The organism is Leclercia adecarboxylata, assembly GCF_006171285.1.
Lineage (GTDB): Bacteria > Pseudomonadota > Gammaproteobacteria > Enterobacterales > Enterobacteriaceae > Enterobacter > Enterobacter barmai.
In genome coordinates, this window is the sequence record NZ_CP040889.1 from 1883452 (window position 1) to 1902756 (window position 19305).

Here is a 19305-nt window from a genome sequence, read left to right on the forward strand (position 1 = left end):
AAGGCTCAGCTCCAGAAGGAAAAAGCAGGCCTCACCCAAGTCCCTTTGTTTATTTTTCAGACAATTACTTTTCTGCTTTGACGAACATTCCGATTTTCGTCCCCGGCAGTATAATTTGACAGCTTACGTTTACAGCGTATAAGCCATAAAAGAAAAACGCCACGTAAAAACGTGGCGTTTCGGCGCTTTATTTACTTTACGAGCGTTTCATCATATCGAAGAAATCATCGTTAGTTTTGGTCATCGCCAGCTTGTTAATGAGGAACTCCATAGCGTCGATTTCACCCATTGGATGGATAATTTTGCGCAGGATCCACATTTTCTGCAGCTCTTCCTGAGTGGTGAGCAGCTCTTCTTTACGGGTACCGGAACGGTTGTAATCGATAGCCGGGAAGACGCGTTTTTCAGCGATTTTACGGGAGAGGTGCAGTTCCATGTTGCCTGTACCTTTAAACTCTTCGTAAATAACTTCATCCATCTTCGAACCGGTGTCGATCAGCGCAGTTGCGATGATGGTCAGGCTACCGCCCTCTTCCACGTTACGCGCAGCACCGAAGAAACGCTTCGGACGATGCAGGGCGTTGGCATCCACACCACCGGTCAGTACTTTACCGGAAGCCGGGACCACGGTGTTGTAGGCACGCGCCAGACGGGTAATGGAGTCGAGCAGGATAATAACGTCTTTTTTGTGCTCAACCAGACGCTTCGCCTTCTCGATAACCATTTCAGCAACCTGAACGTGGCGGGAAGCCGGTTCGTCAAAGGTAGACGCAACCACTTCACCTTTCACCAGACGCTGCATCTCGGTAACTTCTTCCGGACGTTCGTCAATCAGCAGTACCATCAGCACGCAGTCTGGGTGGTTGTAAGCGATGCTCTGCGCGATGTTCTGCAGCAGCATGGTTTTACCTGCTTTTGGCGGCGCAACAATCAGACCACGCTGACCACGACCAATTGGAGATGCCAGATCCAGAACGCGAGCGGTTAAGTCTTCGGTAGACCCGTTACCACGCTCCATGCGCAGGCGAGAGTTCGCGTGCAGCGGCGTTAAGTTTTCAAACAGGATCTTATTGCGCGAGTTTTCTGGTTTGTCGTAGTTAACTTCGTTAACTTTCAACAGCGCAAAGTAGCGTTCACCCTCTTTAGGAGGACGAATCTTACCTGAAATGGTGTCACCAGTGCGGAGGTTGAAACGGCGGATTTGGCTGGGGGAAACGTAGATATCATCAGGACCGGCGAGGTAGGAGCTGTCTGCAGAGCGGAGGAAACCAAATCCGTCCTGCAATATCTCCAGCACACCGTCGCCAAAGATATCTTCGCCACTCTTTGCGTGCTGCTTCAGGATGGCAAAAATGATGTCCTGCTTGCGCATACGGGCCTGGTTTTCCAGTCCCATATTTTCGCCGAGAGTGATCAGCTCAGAAACCGGCGTATTCTTTAATTCGGTAAGATTCATAATGGTGTGGGTTCTTAAACTCGGGGTGATACTCGAACTTAATTTGTGAATGGTATGGCAGGATCATCCATGCCTGTTAACGGCCATCAACTCATGTCTGTTCGCTGTCTGGTCACAGGGAAAGCACAGAACTGAAACGACAAGACGGATTGAGTGACAAGCCCGGAATCTATCCACTTCACGCACTGTTTAAAAGGAAACAACGGGAAGTATCGGGTAAAACAAGATTCAAACAACAAGGTATGTTTAAAACGAAGTCATAGGTAACTTAGCACGACTCTAGCCGGGCGTCCAGAGATCCAAACAATTTAGAAACCCTGGACGCACAGACGAGAACCTTACGCCAGGTTGGCGTCCAGGAACTCTTTCAGCTGACCTTTGGACAGTGCGCCCACTTTGGTCGCTGCCACTTCACCGTTTTTAAACAGCAGCAGAGTCGGGATGCCGCGGATGCCATATTTTGGCGCGGTGCCCGGGTTCTGGTCGATGTTCAGTTTAGCCACGGTCAGTTTGCCCTGATATTCGTCGGCGATCTCATCCAGAATCGGGGCGATCATTTTGCAAGGACCACACCATTCAGCCCAGAAATCGACGAGGATCAGCCCGTCAGCTTTAAGTACGTCCGTGTCAAAACTGTCGTCAGTCAGGTGAATAATTTTATCGCTCATATATAACTCCACAGGAATAAGCCTGGTGCGTTGATCTCGCTTTCATCAACGACCTGTTGATGTAGCATTAACCAACTAAAGGTTGACTTTATTTCACCGGATACGCTTTCGTAAAGCAATAGATAGCTGATATTCTACCACACTATGAGCAAAACACATTTAACAGAACAGAAGTTTTCCGACTTCGCCCTGCACCCAAAAGTCATCGAAGCCCTTGAAAATAAAGGGTTTCATAACTGCACGCCCATTCAGGCTCTCGCCCTTCCGCTGACGCTGGCGGGCCGCGATGTTGCAGGGCAGGCGCAAACCGGTACCGGCAAAACGATGGCGTTTCTGACGTCAACGTTTCATTATTTACTTTCTCATCCGGCAATTGATGACCGCAAAGTTAACCAACCGCGCGCGCTGATTATGGCGCCGACGCGAGAACTGGCGGTACAGATCCACGCTGACGCAGAACCGCTGGCGCAGGCTACTGGCCTGAAGCTCGGCCTGGCCTACGGCGGCGACGGTTATGACAAACAGCTGAAAGTGCTGGAGAGCGGCGTCGATATCCTGATCGGCACCACTGGCCGTCTTATCGATTACGCGAAACAGAACCACATTAACCTCGGCGCTATCCAGGTTGTGGTACTGGACGAAGCCGATCGTATGTACGATCTGGGCTTTATCAAAGATATCCGCTGGCTGTTCCGCCGCATGCCTGCCGCTAACCAGCGTCTGAACATGCTGTTCTCGGCAACGCTGTCATACCGCGTCCGTGAACTGGCGTTCGAACAGATGAACAACGCCGAATACGTTGAAGTGGAACCGGAACAGAAAACCGGCCACCGTATTAAAGAAGAGCTCTTCTACCCTTCTAACGAAGAGAAAATGCGTTTACTGCAAACGCTTATTGAAGAAGAGTGGCCAGATCGCGCGATCGTTTTCGCCAACACCAAACACCGTTGCGAAGATATCTGGGGCCACCTGGCTGCGGATGGACACCGCGTTGGTCTGTTGACCGGCGATGTCGCACAGAAAAAACGTCTGCGCATTCTTGAAGAGTTCACCCGTGGCGATCTGGATATTCTGGTTGCAACGGACGTCGCCGCACGTGGTCTGCACATCCCGGCGGTAACGCACGTCTTCAACTATGACCTGCCTGATGATTGCGAAGATTACGTTCACCGTATAGGTCGTACCGGTCGTGCGGGCGCCAGCGGTCACTCCATCAGCCTGGCCTGTGAAGAGTACGCGCTGAACCTGCCAGCGATTGAGACCTATATCGGGCACTCAATTCCGCAGAGCAAGTACAAGCCGGAAGCGCTGTTAAGCGAACTTCCACCGCCGAAGCGCCTGACCCGCGCCCGTTCCGGCAATGGCCCGCGCCGTAACAGCGCACCGCGTAATCGTCGTCGTTCAGGCTAAATAATATGCTCCGGTCTACCTCGCTTTATGCAGCTATTGATTTAGGTTCAAATAGTTTTCATATGCTAGTTGTACGCGAGGTAGCGGGAAGTGTACAAACGCTGACGCGTATTAAGCGCAAGGTCCGCCTCGCGGCGGGCCTGAGTGCTGATAATCAGCTCTCGCCAGAGGCCATGGAGCGCGGCTGGCAATGCCTACGCCTGTTTGCCGAACGTCTGCAGGATATCCCACCTCAGCAAATCCGCGTTGTCGCCACCGCAACCCTGCGTCTGGCGGTGAATGCCGGAGAGTTTATTGCTACCGCCCAGCAAATCCTCGGTTGCCCGATACAGGTGATCAGCGGTGAAGAAGAAGCCCGCCTGATTTATCAGGGTGTGGCGCATACCACGGGCGGTGATGAGCGTCGTCTGGTGGTGGATATCGGTGGCGCAAGCACTGAACTGGTTACCGGAAATGGCGCCCAGGCGACATCCCTGAACAGCTTATCCATGGGCTGCGTCACCTGGCTTGAACGCTACTTCACCGATCGCAATCTGGCTCAGGAAAACTTCGATGAGGCGGAAAAAGCCGCACGCGAAGTGCTGCGTCCGGTGGCGGATGAGCTGCGCTATCACGGCTGGAAAGTCTGCGTAGGTGCTTCCGGCACCGTTCAGGCGCTGCAGGAAATCATGATGGCGCAGGGGATGGATGAGCGCATCACGCTGGCGAAACTTCAGCAGTTAAAACAGCGTGCGATCCTCTGTGGCCGCCTGGAAGAGCTGGAAATTGAAGGCCTCACCCTTGAGCGCGCCCTGGTATTCCCCAGCGGACTGGCGATCCTGATTGCCATTTTCACCGAGCTGAACATTCAGTGCATGACGCTTGCGGGCGGCGCGCTGCGTGAAGGTCTTGTCTATGGCATGCTGCATCTGGCGGTCGATCAGGATATTCGCGACCACACCCTGCGCAACATTCAGCGTCGGTTTATGGTCGATATTGCTCAGGCACACCGGGTTGCCAATCTTGCCGACCATTTCCTCGATATGGTCGAAAACGAGTGGCATATTGAGCCGATCTGTCGCGAATTACTGATTAGCGCCTGTCAGCTGCATGAAATTGGCCTGAGCGTCGACTTCAAGCAGGCACCGCTGCACGCGGCGTATCTGGTTCGCAATCTCGATTTGCCGGGTTTTACCCCTGCGCAAAAGAAACTCCTGGCCACGCTGCTGTTAAACCAGACCAACCCTGTCGATCTCTCTTCGCTCCACCAGCAAAACGCGGTACCGCCACGCGTGGCGGAACATCTGTGCCGCCTGCTGCGTCTGGCGATCCTGTTTGCCAGCCGTCGCCGGGATGATTTACTGCCGGCCATCACGCTGATAGCGGAAGGTGAAACGCTGACGCTAACCCTGCCGGAAAACTGGCTGGATACGCACCCGCTGGGTGCCGAAATGCTGATGCAGGAGTGTCAGTGGCAGAGCTACGTCCACTGGGTGCTTGAAGTCCACTAACCACCACTCTGCCCGGCAGCGCTACGCTTACCGGGCCTTCAGACTAACGATTTTTAGCCTTTTCCATCATCGCACGAATATTGGCGATACTGGCCTGCCCTTTGTGCATCCGCTCTTCGGCGGTAATCACTTTGCGCTCCTGCTCCCAGAGCACATCATCCTGAGGTAGCTCCAGCAGGAAGCGGCTCGGCTCCGGCCGTACCAGCTCACCATACTGACGCCGCTCCTTACACAGCGTAAAGGTCAGCTCTTTCTGCGCTCGCGTAATGCCCACGTAGGCCAAACGACGCTCTTCATCGACGTTGTCTTCGTCGATGCTGCTCTGGTGCGGCAGTAAGCCCTCTTCCATCCCCACCAGATAGACGTACGGGAACTCCAGCCCCTTCGAGGCATGTAGGGTCATCAGCTGCACCTGGTCCGCCTCTTCTTCGCTTTCGCCGCGTTCCATCATATCGCGAAGGGTAAAGCGGGTGACGACCTGGGTCAGGGTCATCGGCTCGTCGATGTCTGAACCTTCCAGCATTTCGGTCATCCAGCTGAAAAGCTGGTTGACGTTCTTCATCCGCATCTCGGCCGCTTTCGGGCTGGCGGAGGTCTCATACAGCCAGGATTCATAGTCGATGCCGCGGATCAGATCCCGCACCGCATTGATCGGTTCCCGCTCGCTCAGCTGCTGGATCTCGCGCAGCCAGTGGGTAAAACGGGTCAGCGATTCATAGCCGCGCCCGGTTAGCGTATGGCTCAGGCCCATATCGAAACTGGCCGTAAGCAGGCTCTTGTTGCGGGTCATTGCCCACTCGCCCAGTTTTTGCAGCGTCGCCGGGCCAATCTCACGCTTAGGCGTATTCACGATCCGCAAAAAGGCGCTGTCATCATCCGAATTGGTCAGCACCCGCAGGTAGGCAAGCAGATCTTTAATTTCCGGACGCGAGAAGAACGACGTCCCGCCAGAAATTTTGTACGGGATGCGGTTCTGCATCAGCATCTTTTCAAAGACGCGCGACTGGTGATTCCCGCGATAGAGAATGGCGTAGTCTTTATAGTTGGTTTTATTCACAAAGTGGTGAGCAATCAGTTCACCCGCGACGCGTTCGGCTTCGTGATCTTCGTTATTGGCGCTGAGCACCTTCAGCTCAGTGCCATACCCGAGTTCGGAGAACAGGCGTTTTTCAAACACATGTGGGTTATTGGCAATCAGGATGTTGGCCGCCTTCAGAATGCGCCCGGATGAACGGTAGTTCTGCTCCAGTTTAATTACCTGCAGCGCCGGGAAGTCTTTGCTGAGCAGGACCAGGTTTTGCGGACGTGCGCCGCGCCAGGAGTAGATCGACTGATCGTCGTCGCCCACCACGGTAAAACGCGCCCGCTGGCCTACCAGCAATTTCACCAGCTCGTACTGGCTGGTGTTGGTGTCCTGATATTCATCCACCAGCAGGTAGCGGATCTTGTTCTGCCAGCGCTCGCGCACCTCTACATTACTCTGCAGCAGCAGCGTGGGCAGCAGGATCAGGTCGTCGAAGTCGAGCACGTTACAGGCTTTGAGATGATCGTTATACAGGCTGTAGCAGTGGGCAAAGATCCGATCCCGCTCCCCTTTGGCGCTTGCCGCGGCCTGGGCCGGGTTCATCAGATCGTTTTTCCAGTTTGAGATCGTGGAGATCAGCTGCTGCAGCACCACTTTGTCGTCTTCGATCAGCCCTTCGGTCAGCTCCTTGAGCAGCGCCACCTGATCGGTATCGTCAAACAGCGAGAAGTTAGCTTTCATCCCCAACGCAGCGTATTCACGCTTAATGATATCCAGCCCCAGGGTATGGAAGGTGGAGATCATCAGGCCGCGCGCCTCTTTGCGCCCTAACGTCTGACCGACACGCTCTTTCATCTCGCGCGCCGCTTTGTTAGTAAAGGTCACCGCCGCGATATGGCGGGCCTGATAGCCGCAGCCGCGGATCAGGTGGGCGATTTTGTTGGTGATGACGCGGGTTTTACCAGAACCCGCCCCTGCCAGCACCAGGCATGGTCCAGTAACGAATTCGACCGCTTGTTGTTGTCCAGGGTTTAAACGCATGGGAATATTGCTCAATCTTCGAACGGGGTGGGGATTGTAGCAGAAAGCCGGGCGCAGATTTAACGGCTAATGATAAAGTGAAGAAAACGCGATTAACCCCGAGAACAAAACCATGAAAAAGACCGCAGCCGCCCTGCACATTCTGGTAAAAGAAGAGAAGCTGGCGCAGGAGATCCTCACCAAACTGGAGCGCGGCATCAGCTTTGATCATCTGGCAAAGCGCTATTCTAAATGCCCGTCCGGGCGTAACGGCGGCGATTTAGGGGAATTTAAGCAGGGTGTGATGGTAGGGCCTTTCGATGAAGCGGTCTTTAGCTGTCCGCTCCTGAAGCCCTGCGGCCCGGTCAAAACCAAGTATGGCTACCACATCATTAAGGTGCTGTATCGCCGCTAACGCGTGGTATATTGCGCCCCGATTTAACTCAACCCTTCAAGGCACGATCATGGCAAAAACAGCAGCAGCACTGCATATTCTTGTTAAAGAAGAGAAACTGGCTCTGGATCTTCTGGAGCAGCTCAAAAACGGCGCCGACTTCGGCAAACTGGCAAAAAAACATTCTATTTGCCCGTCAGGCAAACGCGGCGGTGACTTAGGTGAATTCCGCCAGGGTCAGATGGTTCCGGCGTTCGACAAACTGGTGTTCTCCTGCCCTGAGCTGGAGCCTGTCGGCCCACTGCACACCCAGTTCGGTTACCACGTCGTCAAGGTTCTGTACCGGAAATAAAAAGCCGGGTGGCGGCTTCGCCTTACCCGGCCTACTTGATGCGATTTTGTAGGTCGGGTAAGCGAAGCGCCACCCGACATTGGCATTTAGCCAGCAACCGCAATACGTTTCATATCGGTCATGTAGCCACGCAGTTTCTGGCCCACTTTCTCGATCTCGTGGCTGCGAATCGCTTCGTTCACGTCACGCAGCTGGGCATTATCTACCGCACCTTCAGCGATGGCTTTGCCCAGATCGCCTGCCTGCAGGGTGGTCATGAACTCTTTCAGCAGCGGTACGCAAGCGTAAGAGAACAGGTAGTTACCGTACTCAGCGGTATCGGAGATAACCACGTTCATCTCATACAGACGCTTACGGGCGATGGTGTTCGCGATCAGCGGCAGCTCGTGCAGTGATTCGTAGTAAGCAGACTCTTCGATGATGCCGGAATCAACCATGGTTTCGAACGCCAGCTCAACGCCCGCTTTCACCATCGCAATCATCAGAACGCCTTTATCGAAGTACTCCTGCTCGCTGATTTTGCCTTCAAACTGCGCGGCGGTTTCGAACGCGGTTTTACCGGTCTCTTCACGCCAGGTCAGCAGGTTTTTGTCGTCGTTCGCCCAGTCAGCCATCATGCCGGAAGAGAACTCGCCGGAGATGATGTCGTCCATATGTTTCTGGAACAGCGGTGCCATGATGGTTTTCAGCTGCTCGGACAGCGCGAAGGCACGCAGTTTCGCCGGGTTAGACAGGCGATCCATCATCAGGGTGATGCCGCCCTGCTTCAGCGCTTCGGTGATGGTTTCCCAGCCGAACTGAATCAGTTTTTCAGCATATGCCGGGTCGGTACCCTCTTCCACCAGCTTGTCGAAACACAGCAGAGAACCGGCCTGCAGCATGCCGCAGAGGATAGTCTGCTCGCCCATCAGGTCAGATTTCACTTCCGCAACGAAGGAGGATTCCAGCACGCCTGCACGGTGGCCGCCGGTCGCCGCTGCCCATGCTTTGGCAATCGCCATGCCTTCGCCTTTCGGATCGTTTTCCGGGTGAACCGCGATCAGGGTTGGAACGCCGAAACCACGTTTGTACTCTTCACGCACTTCGGTACCTGGGCACTTCGGTGCCACCATCACAACGGTGATGTCTTTACGGATCTGCTCACCCACTTCAACGATGTTGAAGCCGTGGGAGTAACCCAGCGCCGCACCGTCTTTCATCATCGGCTGTACGGAACGCACAACGTCAGAGTGCTGCTTGTCTGGCGTCAGGTTAACAACCAGATCCGCCTGTGGGATCAGCTCTTCGTAGGTGCCTACTTTGAAGCCGTTTTCGGTCGCTTTGCGCCAGGAAGCACGCTTCTCAGCAATGGCTTCTTTACGCAGGGCGTAGGAGATATCCAGACCGGAGTCACGCATGTTCAGACCCTGGTTCAGGCCCTGTGCGCCACAGCCGACAATGACCACTTTCTTACCCTGAAGGTAGCTTGCGCCATCAGCAAATTCATCGCGCGCCATGAAGCGGCATTTGCCCAGCTGCGCCAGCTGCTGGCGCAAGTTCAGTGTGTTGAAGTAGTTAGCCATGGTGATACCTCGTGATGTTGTGCGTCTTATTGTTCGGTTCGCTTATGCGAGAATGAACTTACTATATGACAGGAAATTTATTGCGGAAATTGATATATTCACAACGTCACGTTGCAATATTTGCAATGTAAAATGGTGGAGTGGAATCAGTGGATTTACGCGATCTCAAAATGTTTCTGCATCTGGCGGAAAGCCGCCACTTTGGCCGCAGCGCGCGGGCGATGCACGTCAGCCCCTCCACGCTTTCCCGCCAGATCCAGCGCCTGGAGGAGGACCTCGGCCAGCCGCTGTTTGTGCGTGATAACCGCACGGTGACGCTCACCGAAGCCGGGGAAGAGTTGCGCGTCTTTGCCCAGCAGACGCTGTTGCAATATCAGCAGCTGCGCCACACCATCGATCAGCAGGGGCCGTCGCTTTCCGGTGAGCTGCATATTTTCTGTTCCGTTACCGCCGCCTACAGCCACCTGCCGCCGATCCTTGACAGGTTCCGCGCCGAACATCCCTCGGTCGAAATTAAACTCACCACCGGCGATGCCGCCGATGCGATGGAAAAGGTTGTGACGGGTGAAGCGGATCTGGCGATTGCCGGCAAACCGGAAACGCTGCCAGGCGCGGTGGCATTCTCAATGCTGGAAAATCTGGCGGTGGTGTTGATTGCTCCGGCGCTGCCCTGCCCGGTGCGCAATCAGGTGTCGGTGGAGAAGCCCGACTGGTCGACGGTGCCGTTTATCATGGCCGATCAGGGGCCGGTGCGTCGGCGCATTGAGCTGTGGTTTCGCCGTCAGAAGATCAGTAATCCTTCAATTTACGCGACGGTCGGCGGCCACGAGGCGATGGTGTCAATGGTGGCCCTGGGCTGCGGCGTGGCGCTGCTGCCGGAAGTGGTGCTGGAGAACAGCCCGGAACCGGTTCGCAATCGCGTGATGATTCTGGAACGCAGCGACGAGAAAACGCCGTTCGAGCTTGGCGTGTGCGCACAAAAAAAGCGGCTACAGGAGCCGCTTATTGATGCGTTCTGGAAGATATTGCCGAACCACTAATGCCGGGTGTGATGCGCTTACCCGGCCTGTGCGCAATTAACCCGCGAGGAAGAATCTGAAGGCCGGGTTATGGGTCTCATCATGACACTCATAGCCCAGTTCGTTCAGCCGGGTTTCGAAATCTGGTTCATGCTCGCCCAGTTCGAACGCCGCCAGCACCCGACCGTAGTCGGTACCGTGGCTACGGTAGTGGAACAGGGAGATGTTCCAGTGCGTGCCCAAGGTATGCAGGAACTTCAACAGCGCGCCGGGTGATTCCGGGAACTCAAAGCTGAACAGACGCTCCCGTAACGGCTTCGATGGACGGCCGCCCACCATGTAACGCACGTGCAGCTTCGCCATTTCATCGTCGGAAAGATCCACCACGCTATAGCCGCCGTCGTACAGCAGGTTGAGGATCTCTTTACGCTCTTCCAGACCCCGGCTCAGGCGCACGCCAACAAAAATGCAGGCATCTTTGGCATCGGCAAAACGGTAGTTAAACTCCGTCACCGAACGGCCGCCCAGCAGCTGGCAGAACTTGAGGAAGCTGCCCTTCTCTTCCGGGATGGTCACCGCCAGCAGCGCTTCACGCTGCTCGCCCAGCTCGCAACGCTCAGAGACGTAGCGCAGGCCGTGGAAGTTCACGTTAGCGCCAGAAAGCACATGGGCCAGACGCTCGCCGCGAATGTTGTGCTGAGCGATGTATTTTTTCATTCCCGCCAGCGCCAGCGCGCCGGACGGCTCTGCCACCGCGCGCACATCCTCGAACAGATCTTTCATTGCCGCGCAGATCGCATCGCTGTCGACGGTGATGATGTCGTCGAGATACTCCTGGCAAACGCGGAAGGTTTCATCCCCGATGCGTTTAACCGCCACCCCTTCGGCAAACAGTCCGACGCGCGGCAGGTCGACCGGATGTCCGGCATCCAGCGCCGCCTTCAGGCAGGCAGAATCTTCCGCTTCAACGGCAATCACTTTGATTTGCGGCATCAGCTGCTTGATGAGTACCGCCACGCCTGCCGCAAGGCCGCCGCCGCCGACCGGGACAAACACCCGGTCAAGATGGGCATCCTGCTGCAGTAGTTCCAGCGCCAGCGTACCCTGACCCGCAATCACCATCGGGTGATCGAACGGTGGCACCCAGGTAAAGCCCTGCTGCTGCGCCAGCTCAATCGCTTTGGCTTTGGCTTCGTCAAAATTGGCGCCGTGGAGCAGCACTTCGCCGCCAAAACCGCGCACGGCATCGACTTTGATATCCGCCGTGGCCACCGGCATCACGATCAGCGCTTTCAACCCCAGACGCGCAGACGAGAACGCCACGCCCTGAGCATGATTCCCCGCCGACGCGGTGATCACGCCACGCGCTTTTTGCTCGTCGGTTAAGCCAGCCATCATCGCGTAGGCACCGCGCAGCTTGAAGCTGTGCACCGGCTGACGATCTTCGCGTTTGACCAGGATGACGTTATCGAGGCGCGAGGAGAGCTTGTCCATTTTTTGCAGCGGCGTTACCTGCACCGCTTCATAGACCGGCGCACGTAGCACCGCCCTGAGATATTCCGCCCCCTCGGGGGCGGCGGATAAGGGTTGGGATTCGGCCATCATTAGCCCCCAAGTTTAGATTTATCGCGCACTGCGCCTTTATCTGCACTGGTGGCGAGGGTAGCGTAAGCGCGCAGGGCGAAGGAGACTTCACGCTGACGATCTTTCGGCGTCCAGGCTTTATCCCCACGCGCTTCCTGTGCTTCGCGGCGGGCTGCAATTTCCTGGTCGCTCAGCTTCAGCTGAATACCGCGATTCGGAATGTCGATTTCGATCAGGTCGCCGTCTTCGATGATGGCAATGTTGCCGCCGCTTGCCGCTTCCGGCGAAACGTGGCCGATAGAGAGACCGGATGTGCCGCCTGAGAAACGACCGTCGGTGATCAGCGCGCAGGCTTTACCCAGACCCATCGATTTCAGGAAGGTGGTCGGGTAGAGCATCTCCTGCATGCCTGGCCCGCCTTTCGGCCCTTCGTAGCGGATCACCACGACGTCGCCCTCAACCACTTTGCCGCCGAGGATCGCTTCTACCGCGTCGTCCTGGCTTTCATAGACTTTTGCCGGGCCGGTAAATTTCAGGATGCTGTCATCCACGCCTGCGGTTTTAACGATACAGCCATTTTCCGCGAAGTTGCCATACAGAACCGCCAGGCCGCCGTCTTTGCTGTAGGCATTTTCCAGCGAGCGGATACAGCCTTCAGCGCGATCGTCATCCAGGGTATCCCAGCGACAATCCTGCGAGAACGCCTGGGTGGTACGGATGCCGGCAGGACCCGCGCGGAACATTTTTTTCACGGCTTCGTCTTTGGTCAGCATCACGTCGTACTGATCCAACGACTGCGGCAGCGTCAGGCCCAGCACGTTTTTCACGTCACGGTTCATCAGTCCGGCGCGATCCAGCTCGCCGAGGATCCCCAGCACGCCACCGGCGCGGTGAACGTCTTCCATATGGTATTTCTGCGTGCTCGGCGCAACCTTACACAGCTGCGGCACTTTGCGGGAGAGCTTGTCGATATCACTCATGGTGAAGTCGATTTCCGCTTCCTGAGCGGCAGCCAGCAGGTGCAGAACGGTGTTAGTGGAACCGCCCATGGCGATATCCAGGGTCATGGCGTTCTCAAATGCCGCTTTGCTGGCAATATTGCGCGGCAGCGCGCTGGCGTCGTCCTGCTCGTAGTAGCGCTTGGTCAGCTCAACGATGCGTTTACCGGCGTTGAGGAACAGCTGTTTACGATCGGCGTGGGTCGCCAGCAGCGAGCCGTTGCCCGGCTGAGACAGGCCCAGCGCTTCGGTCAGGCAGTTCATCGAGTTGGCGGTGAACATACCGGAGCAGGAACCGCAGGTCGGGCAGGCTGAACGCTCAACCTGATCGCTCTGCTCGTCGGAAACTTTCGGGTCAGCGCCCTGAATCATCGCATCGACCAGGTCGAGCTTGATGATTTTGTCGGAGAGCTTGGTTTTACCTGCTTCCATTGGGCCGCCGGAAACGAAGATCACCGGAATGTTCAGGCGCAGGGAGGCCATCAGCATCCCCGGGGTGATTTTGTCGCAGTTGGAGATACAGACCATGGCATCGGCGCAGTGGGCGTTGACCATGTATTCCACCGAGTCGGCAATCAGCTCGCGCGACGGCAGTGAATAAAGCATGCCCCCGTGCCCCATCGCGATCCCGTCATCCACGGCGATGGTGTTGAACTCTTTCGCCACGCCGCCGGAGGCTTCAATCTGCTCGGCAACCAGCTTCCCGAGATCGCGCAGGTGCACGTGGCCCGGCACAAACTGGGTAAAAGAGTTGACCACGGCAATAATCGGTTTCCCGAAATCGGCGTCGGTCATTCCGGTGGCGCGCCACAATGCGCGGGCACCCGCCATATTACGGCCGTGAGTGGTGGTGGCGGAACGGTACTTAGGCATGCGTTATTTACTCCCGTCTATCTGGTAAATGGGACGGTGCGTGCCGTCCCATATTTATGCTTATGGATTAACCTGATCCAACCAACCCCATTTATCTTCGGTTTCACCGGTAAAGAGGCCAAAGAAAGCTTCCTGGATACGTTTGGTGACCGGACCACGGCGGCCTTCGCCTACCTGGATACCGTCAACGCTGCGTACCGGGGTGATCTCAGCTGCCGTGCCGGACATGAATACTTCATCGGCCAGATACAGAGATTCACGGGACAGCACCTGCTCACGAACTTCAATGCCCAGATCCTGCGCCAGCTTGATGATGGCGTCACGGGTGATACCCGGCAGGGCGGAAGAGGTGAACGGTGGGGTAAACAGGATGCCGTCTTTCACTTCGAACAGGTTTTCACCCGCACCTTCAGAGATATAGCCGTTCACATCCAGGGCGATACCTTCCTGATAGCCATGGCGACGTGCTTCGCTGCCAACCAGCAGGGAGGAAAGGTAGTTACCGCCCGCTTTGGCTGCGGTTGGGATGGTGTTTGGCGCCACACGGTTCCAGGAGGAGACCATTGCGTCGATCCCCTGTTCCAGCGCTTCTGCGCCCAGGTATGCCCCCCACGGGAACGCGGCGATGATCACATCGGTGGTGTAACCGGCTGGCGGGTTCACGCCCATGCCCACATCACCCACGAACACCAGCGGGCGAATATAGGCGCTGGTCAGGTTGTTTTTGCGCAGTACCGCGCGACAGGCTTCCATCAGCTCGTCGACGCTCTGAGAAACCGGGAAACGATAAATTTTGGCTGAATCACGCAGACGCTGCATGTGTTCACGATGACGGAACACCACCGGGCCTTTGTGTGAGTCGTAGCAACGGATACCTTCAAAGACAGAAGTACCGTAGTGAAGCGCGTGGGACATCACGTGGACTTTAGCGTCCTCCCAGCGAATCATCTCACCATTGGACCAAATGAAGTCAGCTTTTTTCGTCGTCATTTTTCTTCCTTTGCGCTCAGGCGCGGATTTGTTGTGTTTGTGATGAAGCGGCACGCTGCTGGATATCAACCCGAGCGACGTCGACAAGTTTGCTCAACTGGCTAAACAGTAAGTCGACGGGGCGCTGGCTGGCAACGGTCAATTCAATATTTATGTTCTGTGCATCGGTGGCGGTTTCCATGTTCATTGAACAGATCTGGAACCCACGATGGCGCACCACGCGCAATACACGTTCTAACGTTTCCGGGTTGAAGCGAGCCTGCACGGCGACCTGATGTTGCATCATGATAATTTCTCCAGCATTTGTGAGTTACTGGCGCCGGGCGGCACCAACGGCCAGACATTCTCAAGCTCGTCGATTGAGACATGAAGCAGGTAAGGCCCCTTGCTTGACAGCATTTCATCAAGTGCCGCTTCAACCTGGTCTTTACGGGTGATGTGCTGGCCAGGAATGCCGAAGGCGCTGGCCAGAACGAGGAAATCGGGGTTATCGGTCAGGGTGGTTTCGCTGTAACGCTCCTGGAAAAAGAGCTGTTGCCACTGGCGAACCATGCCCAAACGTTGGTTGTCCAGCAGCACGATCTTCACCGGCAACTGCTTACGCTTGATGGTGCCGAGCTCCTGCACGTTCATCATGAAAGAGCCGTCACCGGAGATACAGATGACCGTATCGTCCGGGCGCGCTACCTGTGCCCCAACGGCGGCAGGCAGACCAAAGCCCATCGTGCCTAAGCCACTGGAAGTGATGAAGTTTTCCGGACGCGTGTAGGTCATGTGCTGGGCTGACCACATCTGGTGTTGGCCCACATCGGTGGTTACTACGCTGTCAGCAGGTTTACGATCTGACAGCTGCTTCAGCAGCAACGGCGCATAGATGGCGTCGCCCGGATGGTCGTAGCGCCAGGCATGTTCGCGGCGCATCTCTGCCGCATGCTGGCGCCAGGCGTCGATAGTTAATGGCTGCTGTAACGCAGGCAGCAGCGCATTGAGATCGCCCTGCAGAGCCACGTGCGCCTGACGGAGTTTGTTCATTTCTGCCGGGTCGATATCCATATGGATAACTTTGGCATTCGGCGCGAAGGTGTTCAGCTTGCCGGTAACGCGATCGTCGAAGCGTGCGCCCACAGCGATCAGCAGATCACACTCCTGCACCGCGAGGTTAGCGGCTTTGGTGCCGTGCATTCCCAGCATGCCCAGATAGTACGGGTAATCGGCATCCACTGCGCCCAGCCCTTTCAGCGTGCAGGTCGCAGGCATTTGGGTTACTGCGATAAATTCACGCAGGGCCGGAACGGCCTGCGCCATCCCCACGCCGCCGCCAACATACAGAATGGGCTTTTGCGCATGGGCCAGCATCTGATATGCCTCTTGTACTTCGGCATGTGGGAAGTCATCTGCGTCTTCAACGGTGGAGAAGTGAGGCTCCAGTTCACCCAGCGCCACCTGAATATCTTTTGGAATATCAACCAGAACCGGGCCAGGACGGCCTGAGTTTGCCACCTCAAATGCCTCTGCCATTACGCGGGGCAACTCTTCCAGCGACTGGACGAGGAAGCTGTGTTTAGTACACGCCAGTGACAAACCGAGAACGTCCACTTCCTGAAAAGCATCGGTGCCGATGAAGGGAGAAGCCACCTGACCGGTGATGGCTACAACGGGAACAGAATCAAGCAGTGCATCAGCCAGACCGGTGATCAGATTGGTTGCGCCCGGGCCAGAGGTCGCCATACAGACGCCCGTTTTACCCGTAGCACGCGCATAGCCAATGGCCGCCATCGCCGCACCCTGCTCGTGTCGGCACAACAGATGTTCCACGCCGCCGTCATACAGAGCATCGTAAATCGGCATAATTGCGCCACCCGGGTAACCGAATACTGTCTCGACTCCCTGCGCTCGCAACGCATGTACTACCCACTGTGCGCCATTCATAGTTAGTTCCCCGTCGTAAATCGGGAGAAACAGAATTTTATGCTACTACTCATCGTCTGCTCCTCGCTTATGTTTTAAGGTCATAAAAAAACCCCCGGACCTTTCGGTGCGGGGGTCTTAGTTCGTTAAGGCTTGATTATTAAGCCTTTCCTCGTCCAAGTGCAGCCCCGCACGGTGGGATAATAATTACCACCACGCTAATCACGACCAGGCTAATCACTAGTAGAAGGGCTGTCATTTGCTGTTCTTTTTGCATCTTGTTCGAAGGAATACCTAAAGAGTTATCACAGATACTGAATGAAACACAACATTTTTTTATAAATGATTTTATTATGAGGCTAATAGTTTAGATAAAAATCATTGTTTTTTATGATAAAAATAGAAAATGAATTATTTTCATTTTTTTCATGCGCAGCAACGGTCAGAAGGCATCCTTATCACCTTTTGCGAGCCGAATTCCATGACAATGAAAATATTGCAATCTGAGGTGAGTTTTCAGGAACATACCGCGTAAAAACACGATTTGCCGATAAAAATTGCGATACACAAATGACATAGTGACTCATCAAGGAGGCCATATATGTCATTGTCGGTTGTCTATACCCGCGCTGCGTTAGGCGTAAAAGCGCCGCTTATTTCCGTTGAAGTTCATCTCAGTAATGGCCTGCCTGGCTTAACGCTGGTCGGCTTGCCCGAAACCACCGTCAAGGAAGCCAGAGACCGGGTACGCAGCGCGATCATCAATAGCGGCTACACCTTTCCGGCCAAAAAGATCACTATTAATCTGGCACCTGCCGATCTCCCCAAGGAAGGGGGAAGATACGACTTACCTATCGCCATTGCGCTTCTCGCAGCCTCTGAGCAACTCTCCTCCTCGAGGATAAGTGCATATGAGTTTGTGGGGGAACTGGCGCTTACAGGAGCATTAAGAGGGGTTCCTGGCGCGATATCTGGTGCTCTGGCGGCTATACGCGCTGGTAGAGAGATTATAGTTGCCAGAGATAATGCTGCCGAAGTTAGCCTTATCGAAGAAAAAGGCTGTCTGGTGGCAGAACATCTGCAGGAGGTTTGTGCCTTTCTGGAAGGGCGTCATGAGCTGGCAGCGCCCGCTGGTGAGCCTTTCGTTGCAGAGCATAACGATTGTGACATCAGCGATATCATCGGTCAGGAACAGGGTAAAAGGGCGCTGGAGATCACCGCTGCCGGTGCGCATAACCTGCTGCTTATTGGTCCACCCGGCACCGGCAAGACCATGCTCGCGAGCCGGCTTAACACCCTGCTTCCGCCGCTCAGCAACCATGAGGCGCTGGAGAGCGCTGCGATCGTGAGTCTGGTTAGCGCCACATCCATGTATAAGCAGTGGCGCCAGCGCCCCTTTCGCGCACCGCATCATAGCGCCTCGCTGGTGGCGATGGTGGGCGGAGGCGCTATCCCCGGCCCGGGAGAAATCTCGCTGGCGCATAATGGTATCCTCTTTCTGGATGAGCTCCCCGAGTTTGAACGCCGCGTGCTGGATGCTTTACGCGAGCCCATCGAATCCGGTCAAATCAATATCTCCCGTACGCGCGCCAAGATCAGCTACCCGGCGCGCTTCCAGCTTATCGCCGCCATGAATCCCAGTCCGACAGGGCACTATCAGGGCAATCATAATCGCTGCACGCCCGAACAGACGCTTCGCTATCTTGGGCGCTTATCGGGCCCGTTCCTCGATCGTTTTGATTTATCGCTTGAGATCCCTCTCCCGCCGCCAGGCTTATTAAGTCAGGCGCATAAAACGGGAGAATCCAGCCTCACCGTACGAAACAGAGTGATCGCTGCGCAGGAAAGACAGCTGGCGCGACAGAATAAACGCAATGCACATCTGGATAACGCGGAGATCCGCACCTTTTGCCAGCTAACCGCAGATGACGCGCTGTGGCTGGAGGAGACACTGACCCGCTTCGGCCTGTCCGTGCGTGCCTGGCAGCGGTTATTAAAGGTTGCGCGTACGATTGCCGATCTTGAAGAGTGTGAGAAGATTGAACGCAGGCACCTGCAGGAGGCCCTGAGCTATCGGGCTATTGACCGTCTGCTGTTGCATCTGCAGAAGATGCTGACATAAAAAAAGGGGCCGTAGCCCCTTCTTTTTAATCGTCTGAATCGGTGTAGTCTTCTGCACCTTCCATCTGTGGCTTACCACCAGACAGAGTATGGAAACGCTTTGGACGCTTAATACGCGCCATATACTTGATCCATACGCGCTCCGCTTCCGTTACCGGCTCACGTTCACCACGGCAGACGGCAACAAAAGATTTTTCGTCTTCAGTGGAGGGTTCACGTTTCCCCAAATCCAGTTCATTGAAGGCATAACCGTGGCGCTCAAGCAGTTGTGCTTCTTTGATGGTGAAATCACCGTGGCGAGAAAATCCGCGTGGATAATTTTTATTGTCGAAAAAACGATTAGTCGTCGTAAAGCTTTCCGCCATCCTACACGCTCCTATATCTTTGGCCGAGCTATTTATGGCGCGGAGTATTAGTTACGCTTGACAGAGCGTCC

General features: G+C 55.4%; 18 protein-coding genes. 6 read left to right on the top strand and 12 right to left on the bottom strand.

Features of this window, described 5'->3' with window-relative positions; translation table 11 throughout:
• Positions 1-196: 196 nt before the first annotated feature.
• Complete coding sequence (gene rho / locus FHN83_RS10820) at positions 197-1456, bottom strand: transcription termination factor Rho (protein ID WP_001054528.1); 1260 nt, start codon at positions 1454-1456, stop codon at positions 197-199.
• A 338-nt stretch (positions 1457-1794) separates the two neighbouring features.
• Complete coding sequence (trxA, locus tag FHN83_RS10825; RefSeq protein WP_006179218.1) at positions 1795-2124, bottom strand: thioredoxin TrxA; 330 nt, start codon at positions 2122-2124, stop codon at positions 1795-1797.
• Positions 2125-2268: 144 nt separating this feature from the next.
• Here trxA and rhlB point away from each other — a divergent pair, with 144 nt between their 5' ends.
• Positions 2269-3534, top strand: a complete 1266-nt coding sequence (gene rhlB / locus FHN83_RS10830) for an ATP-dependent RNA helicase RhlB (RefSeq protein ID WP_138370984.1) — start codon at positions 2269-2271, stop codon at positions 3532-3534.
• A gap of 5 nt (positions 3535-3539) precedes the next feature.
• On the top strand, positions 3540-5024 hold the full coding sequence (gppA, locus tag FHN83_RS10835; protein WP_138370985.1) for a guanosine-5'-triphosphate,3'-diphosphate diphosphatase: 1485 nt from the start codon (positions 3540-3542) through the stop codon (positions 5022-5024).
• A 43-nt stretch (positions 5025-5067) separates the two neighbouring features.
• Here gppA and rep read toward each other — a convergent pair whose 3' ends face one another.
• Complete coding sequence (rep, locus tag FHN83_RS10840) at positions 5068-7089, bottom strand: DNA helicase Rep (RefSeq protein ID WP_139563822.1); 2022 nt, start codon at positions 7087-7089, stop codon at positions 5068-5070.
• A 112-nt stretch (positions 7090-7201) separates the two neighbouring features.
• Between rep and ppiC (FHN83_RS10845) the strand changes: the two genes are divergently transcribed.
• On the top strand, positions 7202-7483 hold the full coding sequence (ppiC, locus tag FHN83_RS10845) for a peptidylprolyl isomerase PpiC (RefSeq protein ID WP_039031236.1): 282 nt from the start codon (positions 7202-7204) through the stop codon (positions 7481-7483).
• Between the two features lie 49 nt (positions 7484-7532).
• Positions 7533-7814: a peptidylprolyl isomerase PpiC gene (gene ppiC / locus FHN83_RS10850; protein WP_039031237.1), complete on the top strand. Its 282-nt coding sequence runs from the start codon at positions 7533-7535 to the stop codon at positions 7812-7814.
• A gap of 86 nt (positions 7815-7900) precedes the next feature.
• Here the strand turns inward: ppiC (FHN83_RS10850) and ilvC are convergent, their stop codons facing one another.
• The gene (gene ilvC, locus FHN83_RS10855) at positions 7901-9376 is read right to left on the bottom strand and encodes a ketol-acid reductoisomerase (protein ID WP_039031238.1); all 1476 of its coding nucleotides are present in this window, start codon (positions 9374-9376) and stop codon (positions 7901-7903) included.
• A gap of 149 nt (positions 9377-9525) precedes the next feature.
• On the opposite strand from ilvC, the gene ilvY reads away from it, so the two are divergent.
• On the top strand, positions 9526-10416 hold the full coding sequence (gene ilvY, locus FHN83_RS10860; protein ID WP_139563823.1) for an HTH-type transcriptional activator IlvY: 891 nt from the start codon (positions 9526-9528) through the stop codon (positions 10414-10416).
• Positions 10417-10452: 36 nt separating this feature from the next.
• Here ilvY and ilvA read toward each other — a convergent pair whose 3' ends face one another.
• The 7 genes from ilvA to ilvL all read right to left on the bottom strand — a co-directional run bounded on the left by ilvA (position 10453) and on the right by ilvL (position 17007).
• Complete coding sequence (ilvA, locus tag FHN83_RS10865; protein WP_139563824.1) at positions 10453-11997, bottom strand: threonine ammonia-lyase, biosynthetic; 1545 nt, start codon at positions 11995-11997, stop codon at positions 10453-10455.
• Between the two features lie 2 nt (positions 11998-11999).
• Positions 12000-13850 carry a dihydroxy-acid dehydratase gene (ilvD, locus tag FHN83_RS10870; RefSeq protein WP_039031241.1) on the bottom strand — a complete coding sequence of 617 codons (1851 nt, stop codon included), beginning with the start codon at positions 13848-13850 and terminating at the stop codon, positions 12000-12002.
• Positions 13851-13910: 60 nt separating this feature from the next.
• The gene (ilvE, locus tag FHN83_RS10875; protein WP_039031242.1) at positions 13911-14840 is read right to left on the bottom strand and encodes a branched-chain-amino-acid transaminase; all 930 of its coding nucleotides are present in this window, start codon (positions 14838-14840) and stop codon (positions 13911-13913) included.
• Positions 14841-14856: 16 nt separating this feature from the next.
• Entirely contained in the window at positions 14857-15126 is a 270-nt protein-coding gene (gene ilvM / locus FHN83_RS10880) for an acetolactate synthase 2 small subunit (protein WP_039031243.1), read from the bottom strand.
• Complete coding sequence (ilvG, locus tag FHN83_RS10885; protein WP_039031244.1) at positions 15123-16769, bottom strand: acetolactate synthase 2 catalytic subunit; 1647 nt, start codon at positions 16767-16769, stop codon at positions 15123-15125. Before ilvG ends, ilvM begins: the two co-directional genes overlap by 4 nt.
• Positions 16770-16771: 2 nt before the next feature.
• Positions 16772-16822 carry a peptide IlvX gene (gene ilvX, locus FHN83_RS28970; protein WP_205735748.1) on the bottom strand — a complete coding sequence of 17 codons (51 nt, stop codon included), beginning with the start codon at positions 16820-16822 and terminating at the stop codon, positions 16772-16774.
• 86 nt (positions 16823-16908) lie between these two features.
• Entirely contained in the window at positions 16909-17007 is a 99-nt protein-coding gene (gene ilvL, locus FHN83_RS10890) for an ilv operon leader peptide (protein ID WP_023620831.1), read from the bottom strand.
• A 342-nt stretch (positions 17008-17349) separates the two neighbouring features.
• On the opposite strand from ilvL, the gene FHN83_RS10895 reads away from it, so the two are divergent.
• On the top strand, positions 17350-18870 hold the full coding sequence (locus FHN83_RS10895) for a YifB family Mg chelatase-like AAA ATPase (protein ID WP_138370988.1): 1521 nt from the start codon (positions 17350-17352) through the stop codon (positions 18868-18870).
• A 25-nt stretch (positions 18871-18895) separates the two neighbouring features.
• Here the strand turns inward: FHN83_RS10895 and FHN83_RS10900 are convergent, their stop codons facing one another.
• The gene (locus FHN83_RS10900; RefSeq protein ID WP_039031246.1) at positions 18896-19234 is read right to left on the bottom strand and encodes a DUF413 domain-containing protein; all 339 of its coding nucleotides are present in this window, start codon (positions 19232-19234) and stop codon (positions 18896-18898) included.
• Between the last annotated feature and the right edge of the window lie 71 nt (positions 19235-19305).

What these genes read in the sequence shown, in the direction of transcription:
- ppiC (WP_039031236.1), top strand. Translation starts at nt 7,202, where the DNA reads ATGAAAAAGACCGCAGCCGCCCTGCACATTCTGGTAAAAGAAGAGAAG.
- rep (WP_139563822.1), bottom strand. Translation starts at nt 7,089, where the DNA reads ATGCGTTTAAACCCTGGACAACAACAAGCGGTCGAATTCGTTACTGGA.
- ilvA (WP_139563824.1), bottom strand. Translation starts at nt 11,997, where the DNA reads ATGGCCGAATCCCAACCCTTATCCGCCGCCCCCGAGGGGGCGGAATAT.
- ilvD (WP_039031241.1), bottom strand. Translation starts at nt 13,850, where the DNA reads ATGCCTAAGTACCGTTCCGCCACCACCACTCACGGCCGTAATATGGCG.
- ilvG (WP_039031244.1), bottom strand. Translation starts at nt 16,769, where the DNA reads ATGAATGGCGCACAGTGGGTAGTACATGCGTTGCGAGCGCAGGGAGTC.
- ilvE (WP_039031242.1), bottom strand. Translation starts at nt 14,840, where the DNA reads ATGACGACGAAAAAAGCTGACTTCATTTGGTCCAATGGTGAGATGATT.
- ppiC (WP_039031237.1), top strand. Translation starts at nt 7,533, where the DNA reads ATGGCAAAAACAGCAGCAGCACTGCATATTCTTGTTAAAGAAGAGAAA.
- FHN83_RS10895 (WP_138370988.1), top strand. Translation starts at nt 17,350, where the DNA reads ATGTCATTGTCGGTTGTCTATACCCGCGCTGCGTTAGGCGTAAAAGCG.
- FHN83_RS10900 (WP_039031246.1), bottom strand. Translation starts at nt 19,234, where the DNA reads ATGGCGGAAAGCTTTACGACGACTAATCGTTTTTTCGACAATAAAAAT.
- ilvL (WP_023620831.1), bottom strand. Translation starts at nt 17,007, where the DNA reads ATGACAGCCCTTCTACTAGTGATTAGCCTGGTCGTGATTAGCGTGGTG.
- gppA (WP_138370985.1), top strand. Translation starts at nt 3,540, where the DNA reads ATGCTCCGGTCTACCTCGCTTTATGCAGCTATTGATTTAGGTTCAAAT.
- ilvM (WP_039031243.1), bottom strand. Translation starts at nt 15,126, where the DNA reads ATGATGCAACATCAGGTCGCCGTGCAGGCTCGCTTCAACCCGGAAACG.
- trxA (WP_006179218.1), bottom strand. Translation starts at nt 2,124, where the DNA reads ATGAGCGATAAAATTATTCACCTGACTGACGACAGTTTTGACACGGAC.
- ilvC (WP_039031238.1), bottom strand. Translation starts at nt 9,376, where the DNA reads ATGGCTAACTACTTCAACACACTGAACTTGCGCCAGCAGCTGGCGCAG.
- rhlB (WP_138370984.1), top strand. Translation starts at nt 2,269, where the DNA reads ATGAGCAAAACACATTTAACAGAACAGAAGTTTTCCGACTTCGCCCTG.
- rho (WP_001054528.1), bottom strand. Translation starts at nt 1,456, where the DNA reads ATGAATCTTACCGAATTAAAGAATACGCCGGTTTCTGAGCTGATCACT.